Here is a 15,126-nt window from a genome sequence, read left to right on the forward strand (position 1 = left end):
GGATTAGAACAATGAGCCGCCGTTGTATGGTTACTGGTAAAGGCGTGATGTCCGGGAACAATGTATCCCACGCGCAAAACAAAACCCGCCGTAAATTCCTGCCGAATGTGCAGGACACAACGATTTTCAGCGAAGCGCTGGGTCGTAAGATTTCTCTGAAAGTGACGACTGCCGGTCTGCGCACGATCGAGCATAAAGGCGGTCTGGATGCTTATTTGATGGAGACGGCGGTTACCAAGCTGGACCCGGCCCTGCGTCCGTATAAGGCGCAAGTCGAAAAAGCTATGGCTGCGAAGCAAGCCTAAATCAGCGATATATCTGTCATTATGGGGCGCCCACGGAAAAAGCAAAAACCCGCTGCGGCGCCCTTAATTTGTGTGGATCCCCCCGCAAATCTGGAATACCCGAATTTTGGCTTTGATATCACGCACCGCGCGAAAGACAGCAAAGCGCGGGTAGGGCGCCTTAAAACCCCGCACGGAACGATTGAAACCCCCAATTATATTTTCTGCGGCACCAAGGGCGCGATTAAGAACCTGTCGCCGATACAGATGCGTGAAGCCGGCACCGATATTATTCTGGGCAATACCTATCATTTGATGATTCAGCCGGGTGCAGACCTGATCGACAAAATGGGCGGCCTGCATGAGTTTAATCGCTGGGACGGCCCGATGATGACCGATTCCGGCGGGTTTCAGGTGTTTTCCATGGGGCATGGCTCCTGCGCCGATGAAATCAAGGGCCGGAACAAAGGCAAAGGCGAGCGTAAAAGCCTGCTGAAAATTACCGAAGACGGCGTGGCTTTCCGCAACTATCGGGACGGCAGCAAGATGTGGCTGACCCCGGAAAGCTCGATGGAGCTTCAGCGTAAAATCGGCGCAGACCTTGTTTACCAGTTCGACGAATGCACACCCTATCATGTGACCAAGGATTATACCGCCAAATCCATGGAGCGTTCCATGCGCTGGGGGGATCGCTGCCTGAGACAGTTTGAGCGCACCCATGAAGGGAAACAAGGCGTGTACGGGATCATTCAGGGCGGCGTCTACGAAGACCTTCGTAAAATCAGCACCGAATACACAGCCGACCGGCCATTCTTCGGCACGGCGATTGGCGGATGCCTCGGCGGCAGCGATGAGGAAATGATTGCCACGGTTGAGGCCTGCGTACCCTATATACATCCGGATCGCCCGGTGCATTTTCTGGGGATTGGCCGGATTCGCGACGTCTTTATGTTCGTACGCCGCGGCATTGATACATTCGATTGCGTGATGCCGACCCGGATTGCCCGTCATGGCATGGCCCTGATGAAAGGTCATCCGGGCGAGCGGATCAACATCATCAATACGAAGTACAAAGATGATCCTGAACCGCTTGACCCGACGCTGGATATCCCGGCGTCTCGTGATTACTCCAAAGCCTACATCCATCATTTGTTCAAGGCCCAGGAAATGCTGGGGATGCAGATCATGGCCCAGCATAACGTCGCCGTAATCAATCGCCTGATGCGCGAAGTCCGGCAGGCCATCAAGGACGGAACGCTGGATGCGCTGGAGCGCGAATGGCTTCCGGAATAAATTTTTCTTTTTTCTTCGTTTTATTAACCAATCGGACAATTTTATCCTGTATTTTATAGAGGATAGGGAATGTTTAAGAATATTCTTATATAAAGTTTCGAGGGGCGAATTATATGGCTTTATCCTACGGATCCGAAGGTCATTTGCAGACACTGCTTCCCGTTCTGGACGATTACGCGGAATGGTACACCAGTGTTGTGCGGGCGATTATGTATCCGGAATCGAATAGTGAACAGGACCGGCCTGTTTTGCCGCATAGTTTTATCGCGTGGCTTGAGGAAGTTCGCGGGAATTCCGAAGCCGTGGAAAAAGACGTGTTTTACAGCCTGCGCAAAATCCACACGGAAATGGTGCAGGCTGCCGAGGGGCTTCTGGGCAAGGCCGTTCCCGGTGCGCCGTTGCCGACCCGCTCCTCGTTTGACCAGTTCACCAACCTGTATGAAAGCTTTGTAACCCATATCCGCCGTCTGGAACACGATATGGCCCAGATTGACAGCGGTATGGATACCCTGACCGGGCTGCGGACCGAAGCCGTGATGATGAGCGACCTTGAACGGGAGATGGAACGTCTGGCCCGTCACGGTAAACCGTTTTGTTTGGCTTTGGCGCGTGTCGACCATCTTGAACGCATTAACAAGCTCGTTGATAAAGCGCGAAAAGATGAAATTACGCAAACACTGGCAACTCTGATTAAACGATGCATGCGGACCTTTGATGATGCCTATCGTCTGGCGGACGGTGAATTCATCATGAGCCTGAAACAAACGGAAACCAAGGGCGGCGCAGCCGCGGTTGAAAGGCTGCGTAAATTCATCGAACAGGAAAAAATCGTCATCAAGGAAGGCGATTACGAATATCAGCTAACGATGTCTTACTGTGTGGCGGCGCCGGTTCCCGGTGATTTGCCGGAAACGGTTATCGCCAATATGCGGGGCGATCTCGACCGCTACAAAAGCGACGGTAACATGTCTCTGGAGTATCTGGAGCAAAGCCCGCTCCAACGCTATATCAAGGGTTCAGATTAGCCCTTTCCTTTATTTCTAACCTCCGATAAGATTCCGGCGTACAAGGCGGAGGAGAATAAAACCGTATGAAACAACATCCCGAGTTTTCCAATCTTTATGTTGCTGACCACCCCCTGATTTTGCACAAGCTCAGCTTGATGCGGGATGTGGGCTGTAACAAGTTCCTGTTCAAAACCCTGCTAAAGGAAATTTCTTTGCTGATGGGCTATGAGTTGACAAAAGCCCTGCCGATGACGACCAAAGAAATCGAAACGCCGCTCGAACCGATGGAAGCCCCCATCATCAAAGGAAAAAAGCCGGTGATCGTTCCTATCTTACGGGCGGGTCTGGGGATGGCCGAAGGGCTGGAGGAGCTAATGCCGGCGGCGCGGATCGGGCATATTGGCCTGTACCGGGATGAAGAAACCAAGGAGCCTGTTGAATATCTGGTGCGTCTGCCGGACCCGGCGGGGAGAATATTCATTCTGGTCGATCCGATGCTGGCGACGGGACACTCGGCGAAATATGCGCTGGATTTGATGATCCGTCACGGGGTTGACCCGCAAAAAATTCGTTTTATGGCGCTGGTTGCCGCCCCGGAGGGCGTTAAAGTCCTTCAGGAATCCTATCCGCAGGTGCCGGTATATGTAGCGGCATTGGACAGCCATTTGAACGATCATGCTTATATTGTGCCGGGACTGGGCGATGCCGGGGATCGGCTATTCGGAACCAAAGCGGTGCCTTAAGGCGCCGGATGACGCCAATGTTATTGATATAATACATTAATCTCTGGCTAATCTTTGTGCTGTAACGTGGGAAATGGACTTGTCAATCGGGGGCGCAAGGGCTGTGAGCAAGGACGAGAATCTGGACTACAAAGCACTGTTTTTCGAAATGCCGTTTCCGCGTTTTTTCCTGACGTGTGATGATGAAAAATCATGCATGAAAGTCGTTGAATGCAATAACGCGGCGCTGGCCTATTTTAAACAGGAACGCGGCAACATCATTGGCAAGACATTGATGGAATTGCTGGACCCGGAATCTCTTGGCTCCTTCCGAAACTCTATCCAGAAAATACTGGAGCAAAAAAAACCGGTATCAATGGAATTAATTAACTTGCCGGGGGCCGCCAACGGTATTGGCGGTTTTTATGCCATTCCCCGTTTTTGTACGGACGGTTCGGTACAGTTTATCGACATGACGGCCTATCCAGCCGACCAGACCGGCACCAGTATCGAACGTGAACGTGACGATGCGATATCGCTGCTGACATCTGTTTTTGATGTCAGTGAAGTCGGAATCGTCGTTACGGACGGCAATCAAAGGATCGTCCGGGTCAATGACAGTTTTGTCAGGATCTATGGCTGGGGCAGGGATGAATTAATCGGTCACTCTTTTACCGATTTTATCGCGCCGGAAGAACGGGAACGTTCCCGTTTGCAGCATGAAGAATTTATCCGCAGCGGTATCCGCGCCTCCGGCGAAATGAAACTTTCGCGTAAAGACGGAAATGTCGCCAACGCCCTTTTTACCACGGCGGCGATTGATCTAAGTCACGCCCGCCGGTTTCAAGTGACGACGATCATGGACATCACCTTGCGTAAACAAATGGAGCACTCCTTGCGGCTGGCCAAGGAACAGGCCGATGCCGCCAATCAGGCCAAATCGACCTTTCTGGCCAATATGAGCCACGAATTGCGGACGCCACTGAACGCTATTATCGGCTTCTCGGAAATTATCATGAATGAAACGTTCGGCCCGCTGGGGAACGAGAAATACAAGGAATATCTAGGCGATGTGCATCTGAGCGCCCGGCACCTGCTGGAGATTATCAACGAAGTGCTGGATATGTCGAAAATCGAAGCCGGCCGCGTCGAACTGGATGAAGAAATATTCAATGTCGGGCAACTGATAGATTCCGTCGTCCGTATGATGGCGTCACGGGCTTTCAGCGGCGGGCTGGAAATCAACGGTGATATTATGGAGGATCTGCCGCCGCTCTATGCCGACCCGCGGCTGGTCCGGCAGGTTCTGATTAATCTGGCGGGGAACGCCATCAAATTTTCTCGTCCGGGGGGCAAAGTCACAATTCGCGCCTTTTTGACGGCGCGGGGCGAAATGGAGCTGGTCGTCGCCGATACGGGCATCGGGATTCCGCCAGAGAAAATCAAGGATGCGATGGAGCCGTTTTCGCAGGTCAATAAACCCGTGATATCCAGCGGCCTGCAGGGAACCGGTCTGGGGCTGCCGTTGTCAAAGGCCATGGTGGAGTTACACGGCGGGACTCTCGATCTCCAGTCCGATGAAGGCAGGGGCACAACGGTTGTTGTCAAACTCCCGGCGGACCGTGTGCGGTATCAGACCGCTCGTTAAGGATTTCCTTCCTTTCTCATGAATAGTTATTTTTTTGCATGCCTTGCGTCTTGTCGTGAACGGCATTAATGTGTCTGCTTTAATGTTTCCTTCCAGGAAGAGGAGGCGGTCATGACCGCATTAGAACAGATATGCGCCGATGCGGGCCTGAAAATGACAGGCCAGCGAAAAACCATCCTGAAAGTGCTGGGAGAGGCCGAAGACCATCCTTCCGTCGAAACGGTTTATGACCGCGCCAAGGCCGAAGATTCCTCAATTAGCATGGCCACCGTTTACCGGACGATGAATTTGCTCGATGAGCTGGGGATCGTCGTCCGCCACGAATTTGGCAAGAATTATGCGCGCTATGAGCTAAATACCGAACACCACGATCACCTGATTGATCTGGAAACCGGCGATATTCTTGAATTTCACAGTGATGATCTGGAAACGCTCAAGGAGAAAATTGCCAACGAAATGGGCTTTGAACTGGTGGATCACCGGCTGGAACTGTACGCCCGCAAGATCAAAAAATAACAGATATGGCCGACAATCGTCTCCCGACAGAATTGTGGCTGGACGCCCAGCTCCGTATGCTAAATGGCCGCGGGATATTTTATTACATACAGCGCCGCGGGGAACGTAATTCCGGTCTTGTTCTCCTGAAACTGAACGGTCTGGCGGGGCAATGCCGCTTGTTGGCCCAGGAGCGTGATTGGGATACGGAAGAAATGGGCTGGACGAACGCCTTGCCCCAGGATTTGGTTGAAGAGCGCGCGGCAGACGCCTATATTGCCCGCGCGGTCGATCGCGATCCGGATTTATGGGTGATTGAAATCGAGGACCGCGAAATGAATAATCCGCTAGAGGGGAAAGAGGTTTAACATGCGACAGGTGAAAACGTTCTGGCAGGATATGACCACCGAAGATTTCCGCGCTTGCGTGAATGAAGAAACTGTCGCGGTGCTGCCGATTGCCGCCACCGAACAACACGGCCCGCATTTGCCGGTCGGCGTAGATTATATGTTGGGGCAGGCCATCCTGAACAAGGTCGTGGATATCATGCCGGACAATCTGCCTGTCACGATCTTGCCCGGTCAGCCGGTTGGTAAAAGCACGGAACATGAAGATTACCCGGGAACCTTAAGTCTGAGCGCTGAAACGGCCATGCGGGTCTGGGACGAGATCGGGGAATCTGTTCACCGCGCCGGCATTAAGAAGCTTGTGTTCTTCAATTCACACGGCGGCAATACGGCAGCTATGGATATTGTAGGGCGCGGCCTGAATGTACGGTTGGGGATGATGGTTGTCGGGGTAAGCTGGTTCGAGTACGGTTTGCCGGCTAATACATATAGCCGGGAAGAAGAGAAATACGGCCTGCACGGCGGCGCGATTGAAACAGCAATGATGATGAGCGCCTATCCCGATATCGTCAAACCGGATCAGTTTGAAAATTTTACTTCTGTCGCGGAGAAAGAAAAAAAATATGCTTTTTTCAATTCAGAGCAGCCCGGCCGCTTTTACTGGAAAGCGGGAGATTTGAACCGTAAAGGTCCGACGGGAGATGCCAGCATTGCAAATCCAGAAAAGGGCGCGCGCATAATCGAGCATGCGGCGCAAGGGTTTTTGGGGCTGTTAAAGGATGTTTCCCGTTACCCGATGGCTAGCGAAATAGGGGAAATCACGTCAGGCTGATTGTAGGGTGTTAAAACACGACCCTCATGCGTCATAATTGGTAGAGCTTCCGTTTCTCTGAACCCTGATTGCTTAGATTCTTTTAGGTTACGTTAATTGTAGAAACAATATTTTTATAGATTATTTGTCGGTAAAACGTTAGAAAACAGCCCATGAGCGATTTACAGACACAAATATCCAACCGTCGCACCTTTGCGATTATCTCGCACCCGGATGCGGGGAAGACGACCCTGACCGAAAAACTGCTGTTGTTCGGGGGCGCGATCCAGATGGCCGGAATGGTCAAGGCCAGAGGGGAACGCCGCCGGGCGCGCTCGGACTGGATGAAGGTCGAGCAAGAGCGGGGGATATCCGTGGCTTCTGCCGTTATGACCTTTGAAAACGGCGGCAAGACCTATAACCTGCTTGATACGCCGGGGCACGAGGATTTTTCCGAAGATACCTATCGAACCCTGACGGCCGTCGACAGCGCCGTCATGGTGATCGACTGCGCCAAGGGGATCGAGACGCAAACCCTGAAACTGTTCGAGGTTTGCCGTCTGCGCGATATGCCGATTATCACCTTCATCAACAAAATGGACCGCGATGGTCAGGATCCCTTCGATTTGCTGGACGAGATCGAACAAAAGCTGGCGCTGGATGTCACGCCGGCCAGTTGGCCGATCGGCATGGGCCGCGATTTCAAAGGCTGCTATGACCTGCTGAACGACCAGCTAATCTTGTTTGAACGCTCGAAAGGCGAGGAAATTACCGAAGGCGTGCAGTGCTCCGGCCTCGATGACCCGAAGCTGGATGAGCTGCTGCCCGCGCATCAGGTTGAGAAATTGCGGGAGGATGTCGAAATGGTCCGCGGCCTGTGCAAGCCGTTCGACCGGCAATCATACATGGAGGGACACCTGACCCCGGTTTATTTCGGGAGCGCCGTCAATAATTTTGGCGTAAACGAGTTGCTGCAGGGCATTGGCACTTTTGCACCGCCGCCGCAGCCGCAAAAGGCCGAAGAGCGCATGATTGATCCGGGGGAGCCGAAAGTAACGGGCTTTATCTTTAAAATTCAGGCGAACATGGATCCTAAACACAGGGATCGTATAGCTTTTACAAGGATTTGCAGTGGAAAGTTCAAAAAAGGGATGAAGTTAAAGCACGTCCGTTCCGGAAAAATTCTAACCATGCATAACCCGCAGATGTTTCTGGCGCAGGACCGGGAAACAGCGGAGGAAGCCTATCCCGGCGATATTCTCGGCTTGCCGAACCACGGCAATTTGCGGATTGGCGATGCGCTGGTCGAAAGCAATGAAAACCTGCATTTTGCCGGCATTCCGTCCTTTGCACCGGAATATCTGCAGCGTTGCCGCGCCGATGATCCGATGAAGGCCAAGCATCTGGATGCGGCTTTGACGCAACTCGCGGAAGAGGGCGCCGCCCGTGTTTTCAAGCCGTTGATGGAGTCCGGCTGGATCGTTGGGGTGGTGGGGCCGCTGCAGTTCGATGTGCTGGCCGACCGCATTCGCACGGAATACGAAATCCCGGTAAAATTCGAACAGGCGGCGCTTTACACGGCGCGTTGGCTGGCCGCCGACGATCATAAAGTGCTTAAGGCCTTTATTGATGCCAACCGCAGCGCCATCGCCTATGACCATGATGGCGATCCAGTTTTCCTCGCCCGTAATGCCTGGCATCTGCAGGACGCCGAAGACAAGCAAAAAGCTATTCGCTTTACGGCGACGAAATAAAAAAAGGCGGGAGATCATCCCGCCTTTGCTATTCGATAGTTGTGTATTCTTATTTCTTGGCCAGAAGATCGCGGATCTCGGTCAGGAGAAGAACATCGGCCGGCGGAGCTGGCGGCTCTTTCGGTGCTTCTTCTTCGGCTTTTTTCAGGCGGTTCACGTTTTTAACCAGAATGAAAATCACGAACGCGACAATCAGGAAATTAATCACGGCATTAATGAATAGACCGTAGTTAATTGTGGCGGCGCCAGCTTCTTGAGCGGCAGCCAAGCTAGCGTATTCGCCACCAGACAGGTTCAGGTACAGGGCGGAGAAATCCATTCCACCGGTGAAAACGCCGATGATCGGCATCAAAACATCATCGACCATGGATTTAACGATCGTGGTGAAGGCCGCGCCCATGATAATACCGACAGCCATGTCGATCACGTTGCCGCGGGCAATAAATTGTTTGAATTCATTGAACATAATAAATCTCCTGCATATTTTTAAGCTGCAGGAGAATAAAATAAAAATGAAGATCAATCAATATGGAATTGATTCATCATTATAATCTGAAATTAGACAATAAAAAAAGCCACCTGCATAGGTGGCTTGTTTGCGAATGTTATGTTTTTTATGCATGAGCCGCCGGGAAAGGGGCACCTAAGCGCGGCGCTGGTTTATCCACTATCTTGCGCCCATCATCAATGGCGTAATCCTTAGGCTCTGTAAGTACAATACCGCCCTGTATATCACCGCGCGCAGCCGCCAATTCCTTCGCTGCATCACGCAATAGGGCAGCGGCATGAGATACATCAGCATCCATACCGACAGCCTCAAAGAGCTGTTGCTCGGCAGCAACGCGCTCCTGCGTCGCTATATCCAGCAACTCTCTTTGTTCTTGGGTAAGATAGGGCTCTTTGGCTCCGCCATTAAAAGTTTGCCCCAGTTCTGTCCTAACGGAAATATATTCGTCCATAATAAGCCTCTAATTAAGTTTGCCATAATATATAGGATTCTATGGCCTCACGCAAATTATTTATTATAAACCTTGATATATCGTTAATTTTGTCTGGAACAAGGTTGATTTCCCGCAAGTGTCACTGGTATGCCTATCTATCTTAAAAAAAGAAAATATTTTTCTATTTTCAACAGAGAGAAAAAATATAACGGGATAATTATAAAATAGTACCGGTTGAGTTCTCTTTTGTGTTTATATAAGAACATAAAACGTATGCAAGGTGTTGAAGATAAGATCGTCCGAGAGATAAGGAGCGGGATGTGATAAAAATTTCCAAATTGACGGATTACGCCATCCTTGTCCTTTATGAGATGGCAAAGAATCCGAACACACGGCTCTCGGCTGGGTATCTGGCGCAAAAATCGGGCGTTCCTGACCCGACGGTTGCCAAGCTTTTAAAAATCATGGCAAAAGAGGATCTGGTTAAATCCGTGCGCGGGGTCAATGGTGGCTATATTCTGGAGCGCGCGCCCGAAGAGATCGCTGTCACTGATGTTATAACGGCGATCGAAGGACCGGTGACGATCACGGCGTGCTCCGATGCTGAAAACGAGGACTGTTGCAGCTTGTCGGACAACTGTCCGGCGAAAAAAGGGTGGCAAGCGGTGAACGCGGCCATCACAGATACGCTGGGGCAAATGACACTGGCCGAGATATTAAAAGACAATCAATGAACGAACAAAACCAAACAATCGAATCTCAGGTCGCAGCGCTCGGCACCTATGAGGCCGGGTTTGTCACGGATGTGGAATCGGATAAGGCACCCAAAGGCCTGTCCGAAGACATTATCCGTTTTATCAGCGCCAAGAAAAAAGAGCCGCGATGGCTGCTCGACTGGCGGCTAAAGGCGTACGAGCGCTGGCAAAAAATGCCGGAGCCGCGATGGGCGCATGTTGATTTCCCGGATATAGACTATCAGGACTACTATTATTATTCCGCGCCCAAATCCATGGAAAACCGGCCCCAATCTCTCGATGAAGTCGACCCGAAACTGCTCGAAACCTATGAAAAACTCGGCATCCCGGTGCGGGAGCAGGAAGTCCTCGCGGGCGTCGCCGTCGATATGGTGTTCGATAGCGTTTCCGTCGGTACCACGTTCAAGGAAACACTGGCCAAGGCCGGGGTTATTTTTTGCTCGATCAGTGAAGCTGTTGAAAATCATCCCGACCTTGTAAAGAAATATCTTGGCACCGTCGTCCCGTATGCCGACAACAAACATGCCTGCCTGAACTCAGCCGTATTCACCGACGGATCGTTCGTCTATGTGCCACCGGGGGTGCGTTGCCCGATGGAGCTGTCGACCTATTTCCGGATCAATGAACTGAACACGGGCCAGTTTGAACGCACACTGATTATCGCCGACAAAGGCGCGTACGTGTCGTATCTGGAGGGCTGCACCGCCCCGATGCGTGATACGCGCCAGCTTCACGCCGCCGTCGTCGAGCTGATTGCCCATGAGGATGCGGAGATCAAATACTCGACCGTCCAGAACTGGTATCCCGGTGATGAAGAGGGCAAAGGCGGGATTTATAACTTCGTGACCAAACGCGGCCTGTGTGAAGGCGCGCGCTCAAAAATCTCATGGACGCAGGTCGAAACCGGCAGCGCCATCACGTGGAAATACCCGTCCTGCATTCTCAAAGGCGATGACTCACAGGGCGAATTCTACTCGGTCGCCATCACCAATAATCGCCAGCAGGCCGATACCGGCACCAAAATGATCCATATCGGCAAGAATACCAAGAGCCGGATTATCTCGAAAGGGATCAGCGCCGGGCGCTCGGACCAGACCTATCGCGGCCTTGTCAAAATGATGCCCGCGGCGGACGGTGCGCGCAATTACACCCAGTGCGACAGCCTGCTGATCGGCAAGGAATGCGGCGCGCATACGGTGCCCTATATCGAGAGTAAAAACCCGAAAGCCCGGTGCGAGCACGAAGCCACCACCAGCCGGATTTCTGACGACCAGCTCTTTTATTGCCGCCAGCGCGGCATCACAGAGGAAGAAGCCGTCGCCCTGATCGTCAACGGGTTTTGCAGCGAAGTTATGCAACACCTCCCCATGGAATTCGCCATCGAAGCGCAAAAACTGGTGGGGATTAGCCTGGAAGGGAGTGTGGGGTGATGTGGTACGGTTTTGGAGAGTTTCTGGCCATTGTGACGACAGATAAAAAGGCACGTTGGGCGGCGATTATTTTTATATGTGTTATCTTGATTGCTTTAGGGGTAGGGAATTTTTTGGATGATCAAAATTAACATTGCATCGTCATTGCGAGCACAGCGAAGCAATCCAGAATCTGGATTGCCGCGTCGGCCTGTCGGCCTCCTCGCAATGACGGTGTTAATGTTTCTAACTTTGCTGATTTCTGGGTGCATCAAGGAAGAATGGGTGGGCGTAGTCTATTATAAGGGAAACAATCCTCTTCACATTGGAACATTTTCATCTTTTGAAGAATGTCGTCGTGTTACAGGTTATAAAGCGGAAGGTATGGGAGAATTTTATGAAGGAACATGCCTAAGAAATTGCAATTATGATTTTTTGCTAGGGCAGGATGTGTGTAAAGAAGCGATAGATATTTAGCTAAGGACATAAAATTTAAATGATCAAAATTAACAACCTGCACGCCGCGATTAACGGCACGGACATTCTCAAGGGCATTGATCTGGAAATCAATGACGGCGAGGTCCATGCCATTATGGGGCCGAACGGCTCCGGGAAAAGCACGCTGTCTTACGCGCTGGCGGGCCGTGACGGCTACGAAATCACGCAAGGCACCGCGATGTTCAACGGTGCCGACCTTCTGGGCCTTGATCCGGAAGAGCGCGCGGCTCTTGGCGTTTTCCTCGCGTTCCAGTACCCGGTCGAAATCCCCGGCGTGACGCTGAAACAGTTCCTGAAAACCGCGATCAACGCCCAGCGCAAGGCACGGGGTGAAGGCGAGCTTGACGCGCTTGAGATGCTCAAGCTGTTCAAGGCCAAACAAAAGGAACTCGGCGTGGTTGATGAAATGCTCAATCGCGCGGTGAATGTCGGTTTTTCCGGCGGCGAGAAAAAACGCGCCGAAGTCCTGCAAATGGCGCTTCTGGAACCGAAATTCGCGATCCTCGATGAAACCGACAGCGGCCTTGATATCGACGCGCTGAAGGTCGTGGCCGACGGGGTTAACGCCCTGCGCGCGGCGGACCGCTCGTTCCTTGTGATTACCCATTACCAGCGCCTTCTCGATTACATCAAGCCGGACGTCGTGCATGTTCTGGCGGGCGGGCGCATTGTGAAAACCGGCGGGCCGGAACTGGCCCTGCAACTGGAAGAAAAAGGTTATGCGGAGTTCGTTGAAAGTGCTGCCTGATGATTGGGGACCGCTGGCCGGTCATGAATCGTTCCTGAGAGAAAACCCGGCGCCGGACTGGCTGCAGGATTTGCGCCGTCACGGGGCGGAGCGCTTTGCGAAAGCGGGACTGCCAACCCCGAAAATGGAGCGCTGGAAATACACCAACATTCTGCCGCTGGTCGGTAATTATGGCGCGACGCTGTCCGCCGCTGATGTGACGTATGTCGATCCGGACAATCTGATCCGGAAACTCTCCGATGTATATGCCGGGGAGACGCCGCAATGGCTGATCGCCCTGCAAACCGAAGACCCGGTCAGCGAAAAACCGCTGTGGGATCTGTGTAATGCCTATATCCGCGACGGCCTGATGATCGACGTGAAGCCCGGCGAACGGCACGATAACCCGATCCATATCACGATTGACGGCCATGACGGCGCGTTCTTTGTGCCGCGGACGGCTTTCCGCCTCGGTGAAGGATCGGAGCTGACGATCATCGAACATCACACGGGCGAGGGGCGTTACTGGAATAACCGCCTGACCCAGATCATGGTCGGACCGGGGGCGAAGCTCCGCCATATTCGTATACAGGAAAACGCGATAGACTCCGTTTACACCCAGAACACGCATGTGCGCGTTGCGGATGGCGGGACTTACGAAGCCCTGAATTTCGTGACCGGCGCGGCGCTGTCCCGGTTCCAGCTCCAGGTTGATCTGAACGCGCCGGGCGCGCAGGCGAAATTTGCCGCCGTGCATCTGGTGCAGGGCGCGCAGCTCGCCGACCAGACTGTGACGATTAATCACAATGCGCCGAATGGCCGCTCGCAGCAGTTTGTCCGCTCTGTGATAGATGATCGCGCCCGCTCGGTGTTCCAGGGCAAGGTTCATGTGGCCAAAGGCGCGGATGGAACCGACGCGCAGCAGCTTTCCAACGCGATCTTGATGGCGGAAGCCGCCGAAATGGATACAAAGCCGGAACTGGAGATTTACGCCGACGACGTGAAATGCTCTCACGGCGCAACCACCGGACAGCTTGACGAAGAAGCGCTGTTCTATGCGCGTAGCCGCGGAATCCCACAGGCGCAGGCACGCTCTATGCTGGTCGAGGCCTTTGTTGGCGAGGTTCTGGAAGACCTCTCTCCGGAATGTCTCAGAAGTGAATTACTGGAAAAGGTAGATAAATGGCTCAACCGGAAGATATAACAAAATGGGACGTGTTGCGGCATCGGGCTGACTTCCCGGTGTTGACGCAGGAGATGAACGGCAAGCCGCTTGTTTATCTCGACAGCGCCGCCAGCGCCCAGAAACCTCATATCGTGATTGATACGATGCGCGACGCAATGGAATCGTATTATTCAAATATTCACAGGGGGTTATATAACTTTTCTCAAGTCATGACTTATGAGTTTGAGCGCGCCCGCAAAAAGGTCGCGGGATTGTTCAATGTTGAAAACGAGCGCGAAATTGTCTTTACCCGCAATGCGACGGAAGCCATCAATCTGGTGGCGCAGAGCTGGGGGCGCACTTTCCTGAAAGCCGGGGATGAGATTATCCTGAGCGAGATGGAGCACCACGCCAATATCGTGCCGTGGCAGCTTTTGCGCGACCAGATCGGGATTGTTATCAAGGTTATTCCTGTTCTTGATGACGGGACGCTGGACGTGCCGGCCTATCAAAAGCTCTTATCCGACAAAACGCGGCTGGTGACGGTAACGCATGTTTCAAACGCACTAGGAACTGTAAATAATATTAAAGAAATCAATAAAATAGCAAAGAAATTTAATCCAGAAATTAAAGTGTTGGCGGACGGATCGCAGGCCGTTGTTCACCGGGCTGTCGATATTCCGGAGCTGGGCTGTGATTTTTACGTCATGACCGGCCACAAGCTTTACGGGCCAACGGGGATTGGCGCGCTCTGGGGGCGCTATGAATTGCTCGAAGTGATGCCGCCCTATCAGGGCGGTGGTGATATGATCGAAACCGTTACCTTCGAGGAAACGATCTATAAAGCACCGCCCGCGCGGTTTGAAGCCGGAACGCCGGCCATCATCGCGGCGATTGGACTGGGCGCCGCCATTGACTATGTTCAGACCATTGGCATGGATTTAATCGAGGCCCATGAATCCCAACTGCACGATTATGCCCGCGAGTCTCTGGAAACGATAGGCGGTCTGACGTTTTATGGGCAGGCACCGTACAAGGCCGGAATCCTTTCCTTTACAGCCGACTGGGCCCATATCAGTGATATCGCCATGATCCTCGACCAATGCGGCGTGGCCGTGCGGACGGGGCACCATTGCTGTATGCCGCTGATGGCCCGTTACGGTATAGAAGGGACAATCAGGGCTTCGCTGGCGCTGTATTCGAACGAGTCAGACATTGATTCTCTCGTCGCAGGCCTGAATAAAGCGAAAGAAATGCTGGCATGAGCGCG

General features: G+C 52.6%; 17 protein-coding genes. 15 read left to right on the plus strand and 2 right to left on the minus strand.

Annotation, left to right across the window (positions count from 1 at the left end; all coding sequences use genetic code 11):
* Positions 1-11: 11 nt before the first annotated feature.
* From rpmB to H6868_06580, 9 genes are all read left to right on the plus strand, one after another.
* Entirely contained in the window at positions 12-305 is a 294-nt protein-coding gene (rpmB, locus tag H6868_06540) for a 50S ribosomal protein L28 (protein MCB9988977.1), read from the plus strand.
* 21 nt (positions 306-326) lie between these two features.
* Positions 327-1,577, plus strand: a complete 1,251-nt coding sequence (gene tgt, locus H6868_06545) for a tRNA guanosine(34) transglycosylase Tgt (GenBank protein ID MCB9988978.1) — start codon at positions 327-329, stop codon at positions 1,575-1,577.
* A gap of 113 nt (positions 1,578-1,690) precedes the next feature.
* Positions 1,691-2,602, plus strand: coding sequence for a diguanylate cyclase (locus H6868_06550; GenBank protein ID MCB9988979.1), 912 nt, complete (start codon positions 1,691-1,693; stop codon positions 2,600-2,602).
* A gap of 65 nt (positions 2,603-2,667) precedes the next feature.
* Entirely contained in the window at positions 2,668-3,327 is a 660-nt protein-coding gene (gene upp / locus H6868_06555; GenBank protein ID MCB9988980.1) for a uracil phosphoribosyltransferase, read from the plus strand.
* Between the two features lie 73 nt (positions 3,328-3,400).
* Positions 3,401-4,954, plus strand: coding sequence for a PAS domain S-box protein (locus H6868_06560; GenBank protein MCB9988981.1), 1,554 nt, complete (start codon positions 3,401-3,403; stop codon positions 4,952-4,954).
* A gap of 111 nt (positions 4,955-5,065) precedes the next feature.
* A complete protein-coding gene (locus H6868_06565) occupies positions 5,066-5,470 on the plus strand; it encodes a transcriptional repressor (GenBank protein MCB9988982.1) in 405 nt (134 codons plus the stop codon).
* A gap of 5 nt (positions 5,471-5,475) precedes the next feature.
* Positions 5,476-5,817 (plus strand): DUF1491 family protein, encoded by a 342-nt coding sequence (locus tag H6868_06570; protein MCB9988983.1) that lies wholly within the window; start codon positions 5,476-5,478, stop codon positions 5,815-5,817.
* Between the two features lies 1 nt (position 5,818).
* Positions 5,819-6,628, plus strand: a complete 810-nt coding sequence (locus tag H6868_06575; GenBank protein MCB9988984.1) for a creatininase family protein — start codon at positions 5,819-5,821, stop codon at positions 6,626-6,628.
* A 152-nt stretch (positions 6,629-6,780) separates the two neighbouring features.
* A complete protein-coding gene (locus H6868_06580) occupies positions 6,781-8,361 on the plus strand; it encodes a peptide chain release factor 3 (GenBank protein ID MCB9988985.1) in 1,581 nt (526 codons plus the stop codon).
* Positions 8,362-8,410: 49 nt separating this feature from the next.
* Here H6868_06580 and mscL read toward each other — a convergent pair whose 3' ends face one another.
* Positions 8,411-8,827, minus strand: coding sequence for a large conductance mechanosensitive channel protein MscL (gene mscL / locus H6868_06585; protein MCB9988986.1), 417 nt, complete (start codon positions 8,825-8,827; stop codon positions 8,411-8,413).
* A gap of 148 nt (positions 8,828-8,975) precedes the next feature.
* Complete coding sequence (locus H6868_06590) at positions 8,976-9,320, minus strand: hypothetical protein (protein ID MCB9988987.1); 345 nt, start codon at positions 9,318-9,320, stop codon at positions 8,976-8,978.
* Positions 9,321-9,622: 302 nt separating this feature from the next.
* Between H6868_06590 and H6868_06595 the strand changes: the two genes are divergently transcribed.
* From H6868_06595 to H6868_06620, 6 genes are all read left to right on the plus strand, one after another.
* Positions 9,623-10,036, plus strand: a complete 414-nt coding sequence (locus H6868_06595; GenBank protein ID MCB9988988.1) for an SUF system Fe-S cluster assembly regulator — start codon at positions 9,623-9,625, stop codon at positions 10,034-10,036.
* A complete protein-coding gene (gene sufB, locus H6868_06600) occupies positions 10,033-11,487 on the plus strand; it encodes a Fe-S cluster assembly protein SufB (protein ID MCB9988989.1) in 1,455 nt (484 codons plus the stop codon). Before H6868_06595 ends, sufB begins: the two co-directional genes overlap by 4 nt.
* Before the next feature lie 117 nt (positions 11,488-11,604).
* Positions 11,605-11,943 (plus strand): hypothetical protein, encoded by a 339-nt coding sequence (locus H6868_06605; GenBank protein MCB9988990.1) that lies wholly within the window; start codon positions 11,605-11,607, stop codon positions 11,941-11,943.
* Positions 11,944-11,962: 19 nt separating this feature from the next.
* On the plus strand, positions 11,963-12,712 hold the full coding sequence (gene sufC, locus H6868_06610; GenBank protein ID MCB9988991.1) for a Fe-S cluster assembly ATPase SufC: 750 nt from the start codon (positions 11,963-11,965) through the stop codon (positions 12,710-12,712).
* The gene (gene sufD, locus H6868_06615) at positions 12,684-13,895 is read left to right on the plus strand and encodes a Fe-S cluster assembly protein SufD (GenBank protein MCB9988992.1); all 1,212 of its coding nucleotides are present in this window, start codon (positions 12,684-12,686) and stop codon (positions 13,893-13,895) included. Before sufC ends, sufD begins: the two co-directional genes overlap by 29 nt.
* Positions 13,874-15,121, plus strand: coding sequence for a cysteine desulfurase (locus H6868_06620; GenBank protein ID MCB9988993.1), 1,248 nt, complete (start codon positions 13,874-13,876; stop codon positions 15,119-15,121). Before sufD ends, H6868_06620 begins: the two co-directional genes overlap by 22 nt.
* Positions 15,122-15,126: the final 5 nt, after the last annotated feature.

The organism is Rhodospirillales bacterium (genome assembly GCA_020638175.1).
In the GTDB taxonomy this organism is placed as follows: domain Bacteria; phylum Pseudomonadota; class Alphaproteobacteria; order Micavibrionales; family Micavibrionaceae; genus JACKJA01.

Excerpts from the sequence above, each read along its gene's own strand:
- rpmB (MCB9988977.1), top strand. The coding sequence starts at position 12 with ATGAGCCGCCGTTGTATGGTTACTGGTAAAGGCGTGATGTCCGGGAAC.
- tgt (MCB9988978.1), top strand. The coding sequence starts at position 327 with ATGGGGCGCCCACGGAAAAAGCAAAAACCCGCTGCGGCGCCCTTAATT.
- H6868_06550 (MCB9988979.1), top strand. The coding sequence starts at position 1,691 with ATGGCTTTATCCTACGGATCCGAAGGTCATTTGCAGACACTGCTTCCC.
- upp (MCB9988980.1), top strand. The coding sequence starts at position 2,668 with ATGAAACAACATCCCGAGTTTTCCAATCTTTATGTTGCTGACCACCCC.
- H6868_06560 (MCB9988981.1), top strand. The coding sequence starts at position 3,401 with ATGGACTTGTCAATCGGGGGCGCAAGGGCTGTGAGCAAGGACGAGAAT.
- H6868_06565 (MCB9988982.1), top strand. The coding sequence starts at position 5,066 with ATGACCGCATTAGAACAGATATGCGCCGATGCGGGCCTGAAAATGACA.
- H6868_06570 (MCB9988983.1), top strand. The coding sequence starts at position 5,476 with ATGGCCGACAATCGTCTCCCGACAGAATTGTGGCTGGACGCCCAGCTC.
- H6868_06575 (MCB9988984.1), top strand. The coding sequence starts at position 5,819 with ATGCGACAGGTGAAAACGTTCTGGCAGGATATGACCACCGAAGATTTC.
- H6868_06580 (MCB9988985.1), top strand. The coding sequence starts at position 6,781 with ATGAGCGATTTACAGACACAAATATCCAACCGTCGCACCTTTGCGATT.
- mscL (MCB9988986.1), bottom strand. The coding sequence starts at position 8,827 with ATGTTCAATGAATTCAAACAATTTATTGCCCGCGGCAACGTGATCGAC.
- H6868_06590 (MCB9988987.1), bottom strand. The coding sequence starts at position 9,320 with ATGGACGAATATATTTCCGTTAGGACAGAACTGGGGCAAACTTTTAAT.
- sufB (MCB9988989.1), top strand. The coding sequence starts at position 10,033 with ATGAACGAACAAAACCAAACAATCGAATCTCAGGTCGCAGCGCTCGGC.
- H6868_06605 (MCB9988990.1), top strand. The coding sequence starts at position 11,605 with ATGATCAAAATTAACATTGCATCGTCATTGCGAGCACAGCGAAGCAAT.
- sufC (MCB9988991.1), top strand. The coding sequence starts at position 11,963 with ATGATCAAAATTAACAACCTGCACGCCGCGATTAACGGCACGGACATT.
- sufD (MCB9988992.1), top strand. The coding sequence starts at position 12,684 with ATGCGGAGTTCGTTGAAAGTGCTGCCTGATGATTGGGGACCGCTGGCC.
- H6868_06620 (MCB9988993.1), top strand. The coding sequence starts at position 13,874 with ATGGCTCAACCGGAAGATATAACAAAATGGGACGTGTTGCGGCATCGG.